Here is a 16,959-nt window from a genome sequence, read left to right as displayed (position 1 = left end):
CGGGAAATGCATTTCACGGTTGCGATCCAGGTGATAAAAGTGCTGGTAGGAGCGGTGATCCGGCCTGTTCCACGGTTTTGCACGTTAGCACGGCTATTGCGTTTCGGGTATCGGGTGCGTTATTCCTGAAGATCGCAACGACCCGACTGCAGGAGGTCCCGCCGATGGCCGAGCTCGTCCCGCCGTCGCACGTTCGACGGCTGCGGTGCCTGGGGGTCGGTGGTCCCGGCGAGGTCGCCGCGGTCGCCCGCGGCGGTGGCCTCGGCGTGCTCGACGGCGCCGATCCGGAGGACCTGCGGCTGGTCGCGGCCCGGGTGCGCGTGCCCTACGGGGTGCGCACGGACGGTCCGTTGCCCGATGGCGCCGCCTTCGCCGTCCGCACGAAAGGACCGTGGGCGGGCGCGCTCGCCGAGGTGGCGGACCTGGCCACGGCCGCCGAGGCCGTTCACGGCGGCGCGCTGGGCCTGGTCGCCCGCGGCGGCGAGTTGAGCGACTTCGTTCTGCTGCAACAGCTTCTGGGCGCCTTCGACGTCCCGGTGTGGGGCAGCGTGGCCGGGCCGCGGACGGCGGTGGGCGCGCTCGCCGGTGGGGCGGCCGGGGTCGTCGTCAAGTCCACAGAGGACGTTCGGCGGATCGTCGGCGCGCAGGTGCCGTCGCCGGTGCTCGGGACGCGCCTGTGCCGGACGCTGGGGACGCCGCTGCCGGTTGTCCAGGGCCCGATGACGCGGGTGAGCGACCAGCCGGGTTTCGCGGCCGCGGTCGCCGACGCGGGCGGGTTCCCGTTCGTCGCGGTGGCCACGGCGAACGGTGCGCGCACCACCGACCTGCTCGCCCGGACCGCCGAGCGCCTCGGCGACCGGCCGTGGGGCGCGGGCATCCTCGGCTTCGTGCCCGACGATCTGCGCGCCGCCCAGCTCGCCGCGATCCGGGCCGCGCGGCCGCGGTGCGTGCTGGTCGCGGGCGGGAAGCCGGGCCAGGCCAAGGCATTGGAGGCCGACGGGATCGCCACGTTCCTGCACGTGCCGTCGCCAGTGTTGCTCCGCCAGTACCTCGACGCGGGGATCCGCCGGTTCGTCTTCGAGGGCGCCGAATGCGGCGGGCACGTCGGCCCGCGCTCGAGTTTCGAGCTCTGGGAAGAACAACTGGCCGTCCTCGGCGCGGCGGACGACGTCGAGGTGCTCTTCGCGGGCGGAATCCATGACGCCCGCTCGGCCGCCATGGTCGCGGCGATGGCGAAGCCGCTCGACGCCGTCGGCGTCCTGATGGGCACGGCGTACCTCTTCACCGCGGAAGCCGTGGAGCACGGAGCGATCACCGGTCTGTTCCAGGAGCGCGCGCTCGCCGCGGACACCACCGTGACGCTGGAAACCGCGCCGGGCCACCGCACGCGCTGCCTGCCCAGCCCGTACACGGCGGAGTTCGAGCAGGTCAAAGCCGGTCTCGACGCGACACCGGAGGCGTGGCAGCGGCTGGAAGAGCTGAACACCGGACGGCTGCGCGTCGCGAGCAAGGGCGTCCGCCGCGACGGCGAGCCGATCGACGCGGCCACCCAGCTGGCCGAGGGGATGTTCATGGCCGGCCAGGTCGCCGTCCTCCGGGACCGCCGGACGACGATCGCCGAACTGCACCGCGAGGTCACCGCGGGGAAAGCCTTTACTCACGCGGAAGAGCCGGTCACCGGGGACTCCCGTGACATCGCGATCATCGGCCTGGCCTGCACGTTCCCCGGTGCGCGCGACCTCGGCGCGTTCTGGTCGAACGTCCTGCGCGGCGAAGACGCCGTCACCGAAGTTCCCCGCGAGCGCTGGGACCCGGACGTCTACTTCGGACAGTCGACGTCGAAGTGGGGCGGGTTCCTGCCCGCGCTGGACGTCGATCCGCTGGAATTCGGCATCCCGCCGTCGGCGATGGGAAGCATCGACCCGGCCCAGCTGGTGTCGCTGGAAACGGCGCGCCGCGCGCTGGCCGACGCCGGGTACGCGGACCAGAACTTCGACCGCGAGCACACGAGCGTCGTGTTCGGCGCGGAGGCGGGCGGCGACCTGGCGAACGCGGGCACGCTGCGGTCCCTGCTCGACGGCTACTTCGACGAGGTGCCGCCGGAGCTGCTCGCCCAGCTGCCCGAGCCGTCCGAGGACAGTTTCCCCGGCACGCTGGCGAACGTCATCTCCGGCCGGATCGCCAACCGCCTCGATCTCGGCGGCGCGAACTACACGGTGGACGCCGCGTGCGGCTCGTCGCTGGCCGCGCTCGACCTCGCGGCCAAGGAACTGCGGGCGGGCACGAGCTCGCTGGTCCTCTGCGGCGCGGTCGACCTGCACAACGGCATCCACGACTACCTGATGTTCACGTCGGCCGGTGCGCTGTCCCCGACGGGCCGCTGCCGCCCGTTCGACGCGGCGGCGGACGGCATCGCACTGGGGGAGGGCGTGGCGTGCCTGGTCCTCAAGCGACTGTCCGATGCGGAGCGTGACGGCGACCGGATCTACGCGGTGGTCAGAGGAATCGGCGCGGCCAGCGACGGAAAGGCGCTGGGGTTGACGGCGCCCCGCCCGGAAGGCCAGCACCGGGCACTGACGCGCGCCTACCGGGACGCGGGGGTGTCGCCGGCGGAGGTCGGGCTGGTCGAGGCCCACGGCACGGGAACGGTGGTCGGCGACGCCACCGAGCTGCGGACGCTGACGGATTTCTTCGCGGCGGCGGGAGCCCGCCCGGGGTCGTGCGCGCTGGGCTCGGTGAAGAGCCAGATCGGCCACACGAAGTGCGCGGCGGGCCTGGCGGGGTTGATCAAGGCGGCGCTGGCCCTGTGGCACGAGGTGGTCCCGCCGACCCGGCACCTGACGACCCCGAACGCGGCCTGGGACGCGACGGCGAGCCCGTTCACGTTCACCACGACGGCCCGGCCGTGGGCGAACCCTGCCCGCCTGGCGGCGGTGAGCGCCTTCGGCTTCGGCGGGACGAACTTCCACGCGGTCCTGGCCGCGGGCCCGGTGGCCCCGGATCGGCGACACGGGTTGCGGGACTGGGCACCGGAAGCGGAGGAGCTGCTGACGGAGCTCCAGCGCGAGACGGCGGCCGGGCGCGCGGGTTCGGCTGCCGCTGCCGCGCGGCCCTTGGGCGCAGCCGCCTCCGGTCTGCCGCCGGACTCCGCTGCTCCCGCCGAATCCTCCGGCGTGCCGCGGCCGGACTCCGCTGCCCCTGCCGATCCCGGCAAGGTCGCCTTCCTCTTCCCCGGCCAGGGCAGCCAGCGCCCCGGCATGCTCGCCGAACTCTTCGTCCACTTCCCCGAACTCGCCGAAGTCCTCCGCCTCGCACCCGACGTCGCCGCCACCGCCTTCCCTCCCCAAGCCTTCACCGCCGACGCCGTCGATGCCCAAGAAGCCGCCCTCACCGACACCCGCGTCGCTCAACCCGCCCTCGGGCTCGTGGAAACCGCCGTCGCCCGGTTGCTCACCCAGCTCGGCGTGCGCCCCGACTTCCTCGCCGGGCACTCCTACGGCGAGCTCGTCGCCCTCTCCGTCGCCGGTTCCTTCGACACCGAGACCCTCCTGCGCCTCAGCCGGGCCCGCGCGCAAGCCATCGCCCAGGTCGCCCGGCCCGGGACCATGGCTGCCGTCAAGGCGAACCGGGATGCCCTCACCGCCACCCTGATCGGCCCGGATGTCGTCGTCGCCAACCACAACGCACCCGAACAGGTTGTCCTTTCCGGACCGGTCGCCGCCGTCGAGCGGGCCGTGCGGCGGTTGCGGGAAACCGGCATCTCCGCCCAGCGGATTCCGGTCGCCTGCGCCTTCCACAGCCCGCTCGTCGCCGCCGCGGGGGACGTCTTCGCCGCGGAACTCGCCAAGGAAGCCATCGAACCACCACAACGGCCGGTGTGGGCGAACCGGACCGCCGCACCGTACACCGACGTCCGCAGCGAGCTCGCCGCGCAGATCGGCGCCCCGGTCCGCTTCCTCGACCAGATCGAGGCGATGTACGCCGCCGGTGCCCGGACCTTCGTCGAGGCCGGACCCGGTCGCGTGCTTTCCCGCCTGGTCAAGGAGATCCTCGGCGACCGTCCGCACACCGTCGTCGCCTGCGGTCCCGACCTCAACGGCTTCCTGACCGCCCTGAAAACCCTTGCGCGAGCCGGTGTCGACGTCCGGACCGAACGTCTGACGCGGCCGCCGCGGCCGGCGCCGTCCAGCACCGCCTGGGCCGTGGACGGGCGGTCCGCCCGCGCGCCGGGGTCCGATCTTCCCGCCCTGCCACCGGCCCGACGAATCCGGAGTACCGCCATGACCCAGCCCGCCGGCCGTGACCAGGTGATCGTCGACTTCCTGCGCACCACCCGCGAACTCGTCGCCACGCAACGCGAGGTCATGCTCGGCTACCTGGGGGCCGCGGTCCCCGCTCCGGCTCCGGCGCCGGTGGTGATCGAGGAACCCGAGCCGGAACCCGTGACCGAACCCGCGCCGACCGACGTCCTGAGCACCGTGATCGGCGTGATCAGCGAACGCACCGGCTACCCGCCCGAGATGATCGCCGTCGACCTCGACCTCGAAGCCGACCTTTCGATCGACTCGATCAAACGCACCGAAATCGCCGGGACGCTGCTGAGCCGGCTGGGCCTGCCCGCCGACGACCGCACCGACCAGCTCAGCCGCGACCGCACGGCCGGGGCACTGACCACGCACCTCGAGAGCTGGCTGTCCCCGGCACCCGCGGCCGCCCCGCCGCGCCGGTACCGCCTCGAACGGGTTCCGGTGCCGCTCGACCCCGATCCGGGGCGGCTGCGCGGCAAGACCGTGGCCGCGCCGGACGACGCCGTTCGAGCCGCCTTCGCCACGGCCGGGGCGGAGGTCGTCGCCGGGGACGCGGACATCACCGTGCTGTTCGCCCGTGACCTGACGGAGGTGTTCACCCGGCTCAAAGCGCTGCGAGGGACGGTCCTCGTGGCCGCGGAGCCGGACACCGTGCCGGGGCTGCGCGGCCTGGTGCGGTCGGCCGCGCTGGAGCGCGACGGCGTCACGCGGCTCGTCGAGGTCACCCAGGACGTGGCGAAGACGCTGGTGGACGAGGCCCTCAGCGACGGCCCGGCCTTCGTCGGCCACGACGACGCCGGCCGGTTCACGATCGAGCCGCGGCCGGCGGACCTCCCGTCGATCGCCTACGCCGGCGCCGGTCCGGGCGGCGGCGAGCTCGCCGCGCTGGGTCTCGGCCCGGACTCCGTCGTCCTGCTGGTCGGCGGTGCCCGCGGGATCACCGCCCGCGCGGCGGTGGCCTTCGCCGCGTCCGGGTGCCGGCTCGAACTCGCCGGGCGGACCCCGTGGCCGGGCGAGCCGGACGACCTGCCCGAAGACCCCGCGGCGATGCGGGCGGTGCTGGCCGGCCGCGGCGGCTCGGTCGCCGGCATCGAAGCCCGCGTGCGGACCGTCCTGGCCCAGCGGGAGATCGGCCGCACCCTCGGCGAAATCCGCGCGGCGGGCGGGAACGCCGGCTACACCTCGCTCGACGTGCGCGACCCGGACGCCGTGCGGCGCCTCGCCAAGGACCTCCCCGGCCGGCTCGACGGGGTCGTCTTCGCCGCCGGGGTCATCGACGACAAGCTCATGGCGGACAAGGACGAAGCGTCGTTCCGCGCGGTGTACGAGACCAAAGTGGACGGTGCGCGGATCCTGCTCGACGCCCTCGACGCCGAACCCGGGTTCGTCGCGTTCTTCGGCAGCATCGCCGCGGTGCTCGGCAACCGCGGCCAGACCGACTACGCCGCCGCGAACGACGCGCTCGAAACGCTCGGGGCGAACTGGCCCGGCCGGGTGGTGACCGTCCACTGGGGACCGTGGGCGCCGGACGGCGACCACGGCGGCATGGTGTCGCCGGAGCTGGCGCGCGAGTACGAACGCCGCGGCACCGGCCTGCTCGACCCCGCCGAGGGCACCGCCGCCCTGCTGCGCGAACTCGCCTACGGGACGGACCGGTCGGTGCTGTACACGGCGTCGCTGTGGTGATCCCGGTCGCCGTCGTCGGCATGGGCGTGTTCCTGCCCGGCGCATCCACAGTGGACCAGTACTGGCGGAACCTGGTGGACGGCACCGACGCCGTCACCGACGTGCCGCCGCACCGCCGGGACCCGGAGTTCCACGGCCGCGACGGCGCCGCGCCGGACCGCACCCACGGCCGCCGCGGCGGCTTCACCCCGGACACCCTCGACTTCGACCCGGCCGCCCACGGCGTCCCGCCGACGTCACTGGCCGGCACCGAGCCGGACCAGCTCACGGCGCTGGCCGTCGCCGTGACCGCCGTCGACGACGCCGGCGGCACCGGCCGGCTCGGCGACCCGGAGCGGGTCGGCGTGGTGCTCGGCCGCGGCGGGTACCTCTCGCCGGGGCTGCAGGGCTTCGACCAGCGGGTCCGCACGGTCCGGCAGATCACGCGCACGGTCGGCGAGCTGCTGCCGTCGGCCGGGCCGGACGTCCTCGACCGCCTGCGGACGGCGCTGCTCGAACCGCTCGGCGAGTTCCGGCCCGAGACCGCCGCCGGGCTGGTGCCGAACCTCGCCGCGGCCCGCGTGGCCAACCGGCTCGACCTCGGCGGCCCGGCGTACACAGTGGACGCCGCCTGCGCGTCCTCGCTGGTCGCCGTCGACCAGGCGATCGGCGAGCTGACCCGCGGCCGCTGCGACGCCGTGCTGGCCGGCGGGGTGCACCAGACGCAGGACGACACGCTCTGGTCGCTGTTCACCCAGCTCGGCGCGCTGTCGCCGAGCCAGCGGATCAGCCCGCTGTCCCGCGCCGCCGACGGCATGCTCATCGGCGAGGGCACCGCGATCGTCGTGCTCAAGCGGCTGGCCGACGCCCGCCGCGACGGCGACCGGGTGTACGCCGTGATCCGGGGCAGCGGCACCTCGAGCGACGGGCGGGGCGCGAGCCTGCTCAGCCCGTCGGTGGCCGGGCAGACCCTCGCGCTGCGGCGGGCCTGGGCGGGCCGCGATCCCGCGGAAATCGGCCTGCTGGAAGCCCACGGCACCGCCACCCCCGCCGGGGACGCCGCCGAGCTGACCACCGTCGCCGACGTCTTCGGCCCGGCCGGCGGGCCGCGCGCGGTGATCGGCTCGGTCAAGTCGATGATCGGGCACACCCTCCCGACCGCCGGAGTCGCCGGCCTGGTCAAGGTGGCGCTCGCCCTGCACCACGGCATCCTGCCGCCGACGCTCAACTGCGCCGACCCCCACCCGCTGCTGGACAAGACGCGGTTCCGGGTGCTGGCCGAGGCCGAGCCGTGGGGCGCGCTGCCGCGCGTGGCCGCGGTCAACGCGTTCGGCTTCGGCGGGGTCAACGCCCACGTCGTGCTCGAAGCCGGTGACCCGGCGCCGAAGCGGCGGGTCCGCGTCGACGAGCCGGAACGCGTCCTGCGGCTGGCCGCGCGCACCCCGGAGGAACTCCTCGACCGGCTCGACCGGCCCGGCCCGGGTGACGGCCCGTGCCGGCTCGGGATCGCCGGCCCGGACGACCGCAAGCTCGCCACGGCCCGCCGGGTGCTCGCCAAGGTGGCCGCCACGGGCCGGTCGTGGCACGGCGGCGGCGACGTCTGGTGCAGCGTCGACCCGCTGCTGCCCGGCGGGAAGACGGTGTTCGTCCACCCGGGACTGGAAGCCGGCGGCGAACCCCGGCTCGACGACGTCGCAAAGCACTTCGGCCTCGATCGTCCACAGTGGTCGACGGCGAGCGTCCTCGACCGCGCGGCGAGCGTGTCGGCGGCCGGGCTGCTGCTCGACGACGTCCTGCGGCGGCTGGCGGTCCGGCCGGACGCGCTGGCCGGGCACAGCGTCGGGGAGTGGACCGCGATGCAGGCCGCCGGGATGTACACCGCGGCGCCGGACGCGCTGGCGCGGTACTGGCCGGACGGCTTCGAGCTGCCCGAAGCGGACTACCTCGTGCTGGGCGCCCCGGCGGCCCGCGTGGCCGGGCTGCTGTCCGGTGACCTGGTCGTCTCCCACGAGAACGCGGCGCGGCAGACCATCGTGTGCGGGCCGCCGGACGCCGTCGCGGCCTTCGCGGCGACCTGCCGTGACCAGGGGATCGTGGCCACGACCCTGCCGTTCCGGTCCGGGTTCCACACCCCGCTGATGCGGCCGCACCTCGCGCCCTTCGCCCGGCTCGTCGCGGACCTGGACCTGCGCGCACCGAAGCTGCCGGTGTGGTCGGCGACGACCGCGCGGCCGTACCCCGCGGCCCCGGACGGCGTCCGGCGGCTCTACCTGGACCACCTGCTGCGCCCGGTCCGGTTCCGGGAGCTGACCGAGGCCCTGCACGACGCCGGGTTTCGGGTGTTCGTGCAGGTCGGCGCGGGTCAGCTCGGCTCGTACGTCACCGACACGCTCGGCGAGCGGCGGCACCTGGTCGTCGCGGCCGCGTCCGGCACCCGGCCGGGGCTCGCGCAGCTGCGGCGCCTGGCCACCGCGCTGTGGACCGAGGGCGGCGACCCGGACCTCCCGGCGCTGGAACCCCGGCGGATCCGGCTCACCACCGGGAACTCCCTGCTCTCGCTGGGGGAATCGGCCCGCGGGCTGCTCGACGCGCCGAGCCTGCCCGCCGGGGTCCCGGACCCGATCGTCGCCGAGTTCACCGCGTTGCTCACCGAGACCCGCCGGGCCGCGGCGGACGTCGTGGCGGCCGCCCGCCGCCGCGTCGAGTCCACAGTGGAGGTTTCGACGGCGGCCATGCCGCACCTGCGCGACCACCGGTTCTTCCGGCAGCGCGACGGCTGGCCCGACGAGTCCGACTTCCGGCCGGTGGTCCCCGCGACGACCCTCGTCGACCTCGCCTGCCGGACGGTCGAGCGCACCTGGCCGGGCACGACGGCGGCCGCGGTGCGGGACGCGGTGTTCTCGCGCTGGCTGATCGCGGCTCCGGCCCAGCGGGTGCCGCTGTCGCTGACCCGCGACGGCGACCACGTCACCGTCGAAATCGGGCCGTACGCGCTGATGACCGTCGAGCTGGGTGCGTTCGCGCCGCCGCCGTCCCGGGCCGCGGTGCCCGGGCCGGAGGCCGCGCCGCCGCTGACCGCGGCCGAGATCTACGCGCGGCGGGAGATGTTCCACGGCCCGGCCTACCAGGGCGTTGCCCGGCTGACCGGCCTCGGCGAGCAGCACATCCGCGGCGAGCTCGTGGTCCCGGACGCGCCCGGCGGGCTGCTCGACAACGTCGGCCAGCTGCTCGGCTGCTGGCTGATGGCCACCCGGTCCGACGACCTGCTCGCGTTCCCGCGCTCGATCGGCAGGCTCACCTGGCACGGGCCGGAACCGGGCCCGGGGACGCGGCTGGAGTGCCTGGTCCGGGTCCGGCTGCCGCGGCCGGACGTCCTCGAAATGGACGCCGAGCTCGTCCGGGACGGTCGGGTGCTGGCGAGCGTCGAAGGCTGGCGGGACGTCCGGTTCCCGTGCGACCGCGCGGCCCACCGCGTCTACGCCTTCCCGGCGGAGCACCTCCTGGCCGAACGGCGGCCCGACGGCTCGGTCGCGGTCACCGACCGCTGGCCGACGGTCGCCGCCCGGGACATCTACGCCGGGATCTACCTCGGCGCGGCCGAACGCGCGGAGTTCGCCGCCGTCCCGCCGCGGCAGCAGCGCGGCTGGCTGCTGACGCGGATCGCCGTGAAGGACGCCGTCCGGGCGCGGCTCGGCGAACCCGTCTACCCGGCGGAAATCCGCGTCCACGACGACGGCACGGTGTCCGGGCGGTACCGGGACCTGCCGGGCTTCGCCGTCTCGACCGAGCAGATCGGTGACACCGCCATCGCACACATCAGGAGCACGCCATGACCATCGACCACGCGTCCGCCACCTTCGACGTCGTCGCCGAGCTGCTCGCCGAGCTCGTCGGCGACGCCGAAGTCCTCGGCATCGAGATCACCCCGGACACGACGTTCCACGAGGACCTGCAGCTGGAGAGCATCGACCTGGTGACCTTCGCGAGCATCCTGGCCGAGCACTTCGGCGCGGACGTCAACCTCGCCGAGTACCTGGCGGAAAAGGACCTCGACGACGTCATCGGGCTCACCGTCGGCGACATCGCCCGGTTCGTGGGGGAGCGCACGTGCCCACGATGACCGTCAACGGGCTGCGCACGAACGTGCAGCTCGTGCCCGCCGGCGGCACCGAGACCGTGGTGTTCCTGCACGGCATGGGCACCGACAGCCTGGCGAGCTTCTACCTCACGCTGGCGCCGCCGGTCGCGGCCGCCGGCATCGACGTGATCAGCTACGACCTGCGCGGGCACGGCAAGACCGAACGGCCGGAACGCGGGTACACGCTCGGGGACTTCGTCGCCGACCTGGACGACCTGCTGCGGCAGCTCGGCGTCGACCGGCCGGTGCACCTGGTGGGCAACAGCTTCGGCGGCACGCTGGCCTACAGCTACGCGGTCGCCTGCCCGGAGCGGGTGCGCAGCATCGTGTGCATCGAATCCGAGCCCGCGACCGAGAGCTGGGCGGAGAAGATGAGCGCGATCCTCGCCCACACCGTGCGGTTCCTGCAGGTGGAGGAGAGCTTCGACTGGATCGAGGCGAACTTCAGCGCCCACCACCGGCGGCTCGCGCGGCTGGCGGCCGAGCGGATCACGTCGACGAAGATGGCCGAGGAGGTGCCGCTCGGGCCGTTGCTGACCTGGGCGCAGGTGGCCGCGATCGGCTGCCCGGTACTGTCCATTTTGGGCAGTCACGGCTACCAGGCCGACGACCTCGGAGCGCTGACGTCGCTGCTGCCGCACGGCGAGCTGCACGTGTTCGAGGGGCAGGGGCATTCGGTGCTGGTGGAGCAGCACCGGGAGGTGCGCGAGCTGGTGCTCCGCTGGATCGAGCGGCACGCGGCGTGAGGTTCCTGCTGGTCGTGCCACCGCTCGCCGGGCACGTGACGCCGTTGCGCGCGGTGGCTTCGGTGCTCTCGTCGCGGGGCCATTCCGTGGCGTGGTGCGGTCCGGAGCCTGCACTGTCCACTTTGGTTACGGGCCCGGTGTTCCCGGCCGGGGATTCGGCGCCGTTCTCGTTGTCGTTGCGGCCACCGGGACTGCGCGGGTTCGCCGCGCTGAAGTACCTGTGGGAGTCGTACCTGGTGCCGCTGGCGGACGCGATGGTGCCGGGGGTTTCGGCGGCGGTGTCGGCGTTCGCCCCGGACGTGGTCGTGGTGGACCAGCAGGCGATGGCGGGCGCGCTGGTGGCCGCGCGCCGCGGCCTGCCGTGGGCGACGTCGGCATCGACGTCGACCGAGCTGGCCGATCCATTGGGAGCGTTGCCGAAGATCGCCTCCTGGGTCACCGGCCTGCAAGCCGGGCTGCGCGTGCGCCACGGCGTCCTGCTCGGTGACCTGCGGTTTTCGCCGCACCTGGTGCTGGCGTTCACGACCAGGGCGCTGGCCGGGGAGTGCCGCCTGGCGGTGCCGGTGTCGTACGTCGGCCCGGCGCTTCCCGAAGCTTCGGGCGATTGGTCTCTTGTGGACGATCGCCCGCTGGTCGTGGTGACGCTGGGCACGTCGAACGCGGCGGCCGGGTCGCGGTTCCTCGCGGAGAGCGTGGACGCGCTGGCCGGACTGCCGGACGTGCAGGGGCTCGTGGTCGACCCGGCGGGCGAGCTGATCAGCGAAAGCGTGCGGCTGGCCCGCCGGATCCCGCAGGTGGCGGTGTTCGAGCGGGCATCGGTGGTGGTCTGCCACGGCGGCCACAACACGGTGTGCGAGGCCCTGTCGGCGGGGGTCCCGCTGGTGGTGGCCCCGATCCGCGACGACCAGTCGATGCTGGCCCAGCAGGTGGTCACGGCCGAGGCGGGAGTCCGGATCCGGTTCGACCGCGCGAAGGCGGCGGACATCCGGACGGCGATCGAGTCGGCACGGGAGTACGCACCGGGAGCGGCGCGGATCCGCGAGTCGTTCGCGGCGGCCGGTGGTGCGGAAGCGGCCGCCACCCGCCTGGAATCGCTGGGTTCGTGACCGGCCTCGTCACGCCACGTCGGCCTACTCAGCGGGTATCGGATCCAGAACCAGGTGCGGCAGCACGAGCTCGACCGCCTCAGTGCGGGTGCGGACGCCGGTGCGGTCGAAGATGTGCTCGAGGTGCTTGCGCACGGTGCCCACCGAAACGAACAGGCGCCGGGCGATTTCGGCGTTGCTCAGCCCTTCGGCTACGAGCCGGACGACTTCCAGTTCCCGCCGGGTGAGCCGGGGCATCTCGGCAGGCTGTTGCCGGGAACGGAGGTAGACCTCGTGGAGGTGGGGCCGGAGCAGCTGAAGGATGAGCCGGTCACGCTCGCCGAAATCGGGCCCGCCGTCGCGCCAGATCTGCATCCGCCGGGTGCGCCCGAACGGAGCAGGCAGGGAAACCAACAGGCTGAAACGATGTCCCTGCGGGCCGTAGAGATCCGCGAACATCGGCGCGCTCCGCAGTTCTCTGGCGGTGTAGAAATCGGACCAAAGGGTGACGCTCGTGAGATCCCCGGTGCGGTCCGGATAGTTGCACGGCAGGAAGTTCCGGCGCAGCCTCCAGAAGTCACTGTTCGCCCGGCTGTCGCCGGCACCGTCGAACTCGAGCTGCCGCTCGCGGCCGGCGACCGTCTGGAACACCGGCACTTGTTCGCCGGTGACGTCGAGTTCTTTGAAGACCAGGGAGTCGCACGGAACCAGCGTGCAGAGCGCCTCGAGCGCGGCCCACGGCATGGCGCCGGTCGGCTCGTCGCGCAGGCCTTCCTCCGCCACTCGCAGAAGGCCGCGGAGATCACGTTCGGAAAGTGCCGTGGTCATCGGACCACCCCCTCGCCGCGCCCATCTTACGCGGCAGGCGCCTCGAAATACGCCTTAAGGCGAATATCTTCTCCGCTCCGGCAGTCGCACCATCGAGGGCGATGGGCGGAGGAGGAACCATGTCAGCACTTGCCGAACCGGAAGTGCCGGGCGAGGAGGACCCACGGGCGGTGCTCCTGGCCTCGGTCCGGGCAAAACGCGGGAAACTGGAGGCATATTTGACGCGGACCACGCATCGCCGGCGCACGTTGTCGAACCTCACTGTCGTCGCGGGAACGCTGGCCGCGGCCCTCACCGCGGCACCGGCCCTAGGCGGAAAGCCGGTTGCGGACTGGCTGACGGTGACTTTCGGGCTGAGTTCGCCCGCCTGGCGGCTGCTGTGCGCGGCCGCGATGCTCTGCTCGCTCACCGCCACGATCGCCACCCAACTGGTGAAGTCCCGCAACTTCGACGAGTGCCTCAGCCGCGCGCAGGCGGCCCGAGCCGGTCTGGAGGTGCTCGAGGTCGGCTTGGCTTCGCGAAGCATCGAATACGCGGAAGCGGCGGAGGAGTACCGGGGCTGTGCCGAAGACCTGAGTTTCGTGGACGGCCCGTGATCACGCGCGGTTGCGGAACGTGCGGGCCGCCAGCAGCGAGCCCGCCACCGCGGCCACCGCGGCGATCACCAGGGCCGTCAGCACCGACCAGCCGATCGGGCGGCCCAGCGCCAGCGCGCGGGTCGCGTCGATCGCGTACGTCAGCGGGTTGACCGCCGAGACCGCGCGGACCCACGCCGGCATCGTGTCCAGTGGCATGTACGCGCTCGACGAGAACATCAGCGGGAACATCACCACGAACGACGCCGCCTGGAGGGTTTCCGCCTTGCGCAGCCACGTCGTGATCGCCACGAACACCCAGCTCAGGCACCAGCCGACGACCAGCGTCAACGCCAGGGCCGCGAGCAGGCCCGGCACCCCGCCCGCCGGGCGGAACCCCAGGAAGACCACGCTCGCCAGCGCCGTCACCGCCAGCTGGACGGCCAAGCGGGCCGCGTCGGCCAGGGTGCGGGCGAGCAGGACCGAGAACAGGGCGATCGGCAGGCACCGCAGGCGCCCGGTGAAGCCGCCGTAGATCTCCGCCAGTAGGCCCGCGCCCGAGCTCATCGCCGTCGTCATCGCGATGTTGACCAGCGTCGCCGGCACCAGGAAGTTCACGTAACCCTGGTACGCCGCGACCCCAGGGAGCTCGCCGACGCCGCTGAACACCTGGCTGAACAGCAACAACAGCACCACCGGCTGCAGCAGCCCGAAGAACACCAGGCGGCGGTCGCCGAACGCCGTGCGCAGGGACCGGGCCGTCAGGACCCGGACCTGTGTCCAGAACCCGGATTCCGGCCACGCCGCCGGGTCGCCGAGCGCGGTGACGGCCGCGCGGTGCCGGGCCTGCGTCACGACGCGGCCCGGTGCAGGGACAGGTAGACGTCGTCGAGCGTCGGCTCGGTCACCGTCAGGTCCCGCAGCGGTGCGCCCGCCGCGTCGAGCGCGCGGACCAGCACCGGGATGTCACCCGGGCCGGACAACGGGACGGTGAGCACCAGCCCCGCCCGGCCGGCCGCGAGACCCAGGCGCGCCAGCGCGTCCACCGCGCGCCGCAACGCCAGCTCGGTGCCGAACGTGCACGTCGCGGTCCGGGTGCCGAGCCGGGCCTTGAGCTGCGCCGGTGTTCCCGACACGGTGATGTGCCCGAACCCGAGGACGACGACGTGGTCGGCCAGCCGGTCCGCCTCCTCGAGGTACTGGGTGGTGAGCACGACGGTCGTGCCGCGCGCGGCGAGCCCCTCGACGATCGTCCAGAGCCCGGCCCGGCTCAGCGGGTCGAGACCGGTCGTCGGCTCGTCGAGGAACAGCACCTGCGGCGCGCCGACGAGCCCGGCGGCCAGGTCCAGCCGCCGCCGCATCCCGCCGGAATACGTGCCCGCCGGCCGGTCGGCCGCGTCTTCGAGGCCGAAGGCCGCGATCAGCTCGGCCGCCCGGGCGAGCGCCTGCCGCGGCTTCGCGCCCAGCAGGCGGGCGATCAGCACGAGGTTCCCGCGGCCGGACAGGGCGTCGTCGACGGCGGCGAACTGCCCGGTCACGCCGATCCGCCGCCGGACCGCGCGGCCGCGCTGCACGACGTCGTGGCCGCAGACCCGGGCGGTGCCCGCGCTCGGCCGGACCCGCGTGCTGAGGATGTCGATCAGCGTGGTCTTCCCGGCGCCGTTGTGGCCGAGGACCGCCAGCACCGTGCCCCTGGCGACGGTGAGGCTGATCCCGGCGAGCGCGGTGACCGCGCCGTACTTCTTCTCGAGGTCCGTCACGGCGATGACCGGCTGGGACATGGCCGCTCCTTTCCTTGCCTGGTGAAAGGTATCGGGACGTGTGTTCCCGTGCAAGAAGATCGACACCATTCGCCGGACGCGTGATAATTTTCGCGGAATGGAATCGTCTCCGCGTGATAAGCCCTGACCTGCGTGATCGTTCGGGCGTCGGCGCATGCCATGCGTGTGACAAAGAATCGTGGGCCGCTTGTTCCGCCGGAAACGCAGAGGTAGCTTTGCCGAAATTCCCCCATTTCCCGAGGTGACGAGCCGTGAAGTTTTCGTGGAAGTCGAGAAAGCCCGCCTACGGTCTCGCCGTCGCGACCGCCGCGGGCGTGGCGGCGACCGTCGCGCTCGTCGGCGCCGGCCCGACGCAGGCCGCCCCGGTGAGCCTGACGCTCAACTACAACTGCCCGTTCCCGCTCATCGGCGACCAGGTGCTGTCGGTGAAGATCGACACCAACCTGCCGGACAACGCCGTCGCGGGCGCCTCGTCGACGCCGATCACCTTCGACGTCGACGTCACCGTGCCGGAGACCGCCACCGAGGGCCTCGCGCTGGTCGGTGCCACGTCGCTGGACGGCTCGGCCAAGGCCGCGGCCGTGCTCAAGTACCCGGTCGACAAGACGCTGAACCTGAACCTGCCGCTGACGATCGCGTCGACGCCGGTGCCGCCGTCGGGCGCGTTCCACGTCAAGAGCAGCGGCAAGGCGCCGGCGGTGACGTTCCCCAGCCCCGGCACGGCGTCGGTGACGGTCGGGAACTTCAGCACCACGATGACGCCGCGGACCGCGGACGGCCAGCCGACCGACCTCGGCACGTTCACCTCGGACTGCGTCGCCGTCCCGGGCCAGAACCAGCAGCTGGGCACGTTCGAGATCAAGCCGGCGGGCGGCACCACGACCCCGGCCACGCCGACGACCCCGACCACGCCCACGACCCCGACGACCGAGCCCACGACGCCGACCACCGCGCCGACGACTCCGACGACCCCGACGACGGAACCGACGACGCCGACGCCGACGACGCCGACGACCGAGCCGACGACGCCGACCACGGAACCGACGACGCCGACGACCGAACCCACGACGCCGACCACTGAGCCGACGACGCCGACCACCGAGCCCACGACTCCCACGACGGAACCGACCACACCCACAACGGAGCCGACGACTCCGACGACCGAGCCGACCACGCCGACGACGGAACCGACGACGCCGACCACGGAGCCCACGACTCCGACAACGGAACCGACCACGCCGACCACCGAGCCGACCACGCCGACGACCCCGACCACGGAACCGACCACACCGACGACCCAGCCGACCACCCCGCCGGGCGGCATCGACGTCAAGTACTCGGTCAAGGGCAAGTCGTTCCTCAAGCAGCTGCACGCCACGCTGCCGCTCGGCCCGGGCACCCTGGACGCGAAGCTCGACGCGGCCTCCGGCAAGTTCGGCGCCCAGCTCGCGCTGCCGAAGTCCGACGTGAACTTCCGCGTCCTCGGCTTCATCCCGGCGTCGGCGACGGTGAAGCTCGTCCAGGCCGGCGCGATCAACGGCACGCTCACCGCGGGCTCGGTCAAGGCGAACGCCCAGGTCGACGTCCAGCTCACCAAGGTCCGCGTGTTCGGCTTCCCGATCCTGTCGTCGAAGTCGTGCCACACGGTCAAGCCCGCGGACGTCCCGCTCACCTCGGCGCCCGGGTTCGACCCGCTCAAGGGCGGCAAGCTGACCGCGACCTACGGCATCCCGCCGTTCACCGGCTGCGGCTTCCTGACCGGCCTGATCACCGGCATCACCTCCGGCCCCGGCAACAAGCTGGACGTGACCCTCACCAAGAAGTGAACTGGACA

General features: G+C 73.3%; 10 protein-coding genes. 7 read left to right on the top strand and 3 right to left on the bottom strand.

Translation table 11 applies throughout. The features are described 5' to 3' along the window. Window positions 1-164: 164 nt before the first annotated feature. Genes OO60_RS09930 through OO60_RS09910 form a run of 5 tightly spaced genes read left to right on the top strand, consistent with a single transcriptional unit; the run spans window position 165 to window position 11,962 of the window. The gene (locus tag OO60_RS09930; RefSeq protein ID WP_003096813.1) at window positions 165-5,993 is read left to right on the top strand and encodes a type I polyketide synthase; all 5,829 of its coding nucleotides are present in this window, start codon (window positions 165-167) and stop codon (window positions 5,991-5,993) included. Next, window positions 5,987-9,805, top strand: coding sequence for a beta-ketoacyl synthase N-terminal-like domain-containing protein (locus OO60_RS09925; RefSeq protein WP_003096811.1), 3,819 nt, complete (start codon window positions 5,987-5,989; stop codon window positions 9,803-9,805). The genes OO60_RS09930 and OO60_RS09925 overlap by 7 nt, the downstream gene beginning before the upstream one ends. Beyond that, entirely contained in the window at window positions 9,802-10,092 is a 291-nt protein-coding gene (locus OO60_RS09920; protein WP_003096809.1) for a phosphopantetheine-binding protein, read from the top strand. The genes OO60_RS09925 and OO60_RS09920 overlap by 4 nt, the downstream gene beginning before the upstream one ends. After that, window positions 10,080-10,856 (top strand): alpha/beta fold hydrolase, encoded by a 777-nt coding sequence (locus OO60_RS09915; protein WP_033261247.1) that lies wholly within the window; start codon window positions 10,080-10,082, stop codon window positions 10,854-10,856. The genes OO60_RS09920 and OO60_RS09915 overlap by 13 nt, the downstream gene beginning before the upstream one ends. After that, window positions 10,853-11,962 carry a glycosyltransferase gene (locus tag OO60_RS09910; protein ID WP_033261246.1) on the top strand — a complete coding sequence of 370 codons (1,110 nt, stop codon included), beginning with the start codon at window positions 10,853-10,855 and terminating at the stop codon, window positions 11,960-11,962. Before OO60_RS09915 ends, OO60_RS09910 begins: the two co-directional genes overlap by 4 nt. Before the next feature lie 24 nt (window positions 11,963-11,986). Here OO60_RS09910 and OO60_RS47740 read toward each other — a convergent pair whose 3' ends face one another. Beyond that, entirely contained in the window at window positions 11,987-12,769 is a 783-nt protein-coding gene (locus OO60_RS47740) for a helix-turn-helix transcriptional regulator (protein WP_081655919.1), read from the bottom strand. 101 nt (window positions 12,770-12,870) lie between these two features. Between OO60_RS47740 and OO60_RS09900 the strand changes: the two genes are divergently transcribed. Continuing rightward, the gene (locus OO60_RS09900; protein ID WP_155848955.1) at window positions 12,871-13,365 is read left to right on the top strand and encodes a hypothetical protein; all 495 of its coding nucleotides are present in this window, start codon (window positions 12,871-12,873) and stop codon (window positions 13,363-13,365) included. Here the strand turns inward: OO60_RS09900 and OO60_RS09895 are convergent, their stop codons facing one another. Then, window positions 13,366-14,199 (bottom strand): ABC transporter permease, encoded by an 834-nt coding sequence (locus tag OO60_RS09895; protein WP_003096796.1) that lies wholly within the window; start codon window positions 14,197-14,199, stop codon window positions 13,366-13,368. Continuing rightward, window positions 14,196-15,125 carry an ATP-binding cassette domain-containing protein gene (locus OO60_RS09890; protein ID WP_003096794.1) on the bottom strand — a complete coding sequence of 310 codons (930 nt, stop codon included), beginning with the start codon at window positions 15,123-15,125 and terminating at the stop codon, window positions 14,196-14,198. Before OO60_RS09890 ends, OO60_RS09895 begins: the two co-directional genes overlap by 4 nt. Before the next feature lie 251 nt (window positions 15,126-15,376). Between OO60_RS09890 and OO60_RS09885 the strand changes: the two genes are divergently transcribed. Beyond that, entirely contained in the window at window positions 15,377-16,951 is a 1,575-nt protein-coding gene (locus OO60_RS09885) for a DUF6801 domain-containing protein (RefSeq protein ID WP_033261244.1), read from the top strand. Window positions 16,952-16,959: the final 8 nt, after the last annotated feature.

The organism is Amycolatopsis vancoresmycina (genome assembly GCF_000716785.1).
Taxonomy (GTDB): Bacteria; Actinomycetota; Actinomycetes; order Mycobacteriales; family Pseudonocardiaceae; genus Amycolatopsis; species Amycolatopsis vancoresmycina.
The sequence above is the reverse complement of the archived record's forward strand: the minus strand, read 5'-3'. Positions and strand labels throughout refer to the sequence as shown.

Coding starts and splice junctions, on each gene's coding strand:
- OO60_RS09900 (WP_155848955.1), top strand. CDS start 12,871: ATGGGCGGAGGAGGAACCATGTCAGCACTTGCCGAACCGGAAGTGCCG.
- OO60_RS09930 (WP_003096813.1), top strand. CDS start 165: ATGGCCGAGCTCGTCCCGCCGTCGCACGTTCGACGGCTGCGGTGCCTG.
- OO60_RS09920 (WP_003096809.1), top strand. CDS start 9,802: ATGACCATCGACCACGCGTCCGCCACCTTCGACGTCGTCGCCGAGCTG.
- OO60_RS09890 (WP_003096794.1), bottom strand. CDS start 15,125: ATGTCCCAGCCGGTCATCGCCGTGACGGACCTCGAGAAGAAGTACGGC.
- OO60_RS47740 (WP_081655919.1), bottom strand. CDS start 12,769: ATGACCACGGCACTTTCCGAACGTGATCTCCGCGGCCTTCTGCGAGTG.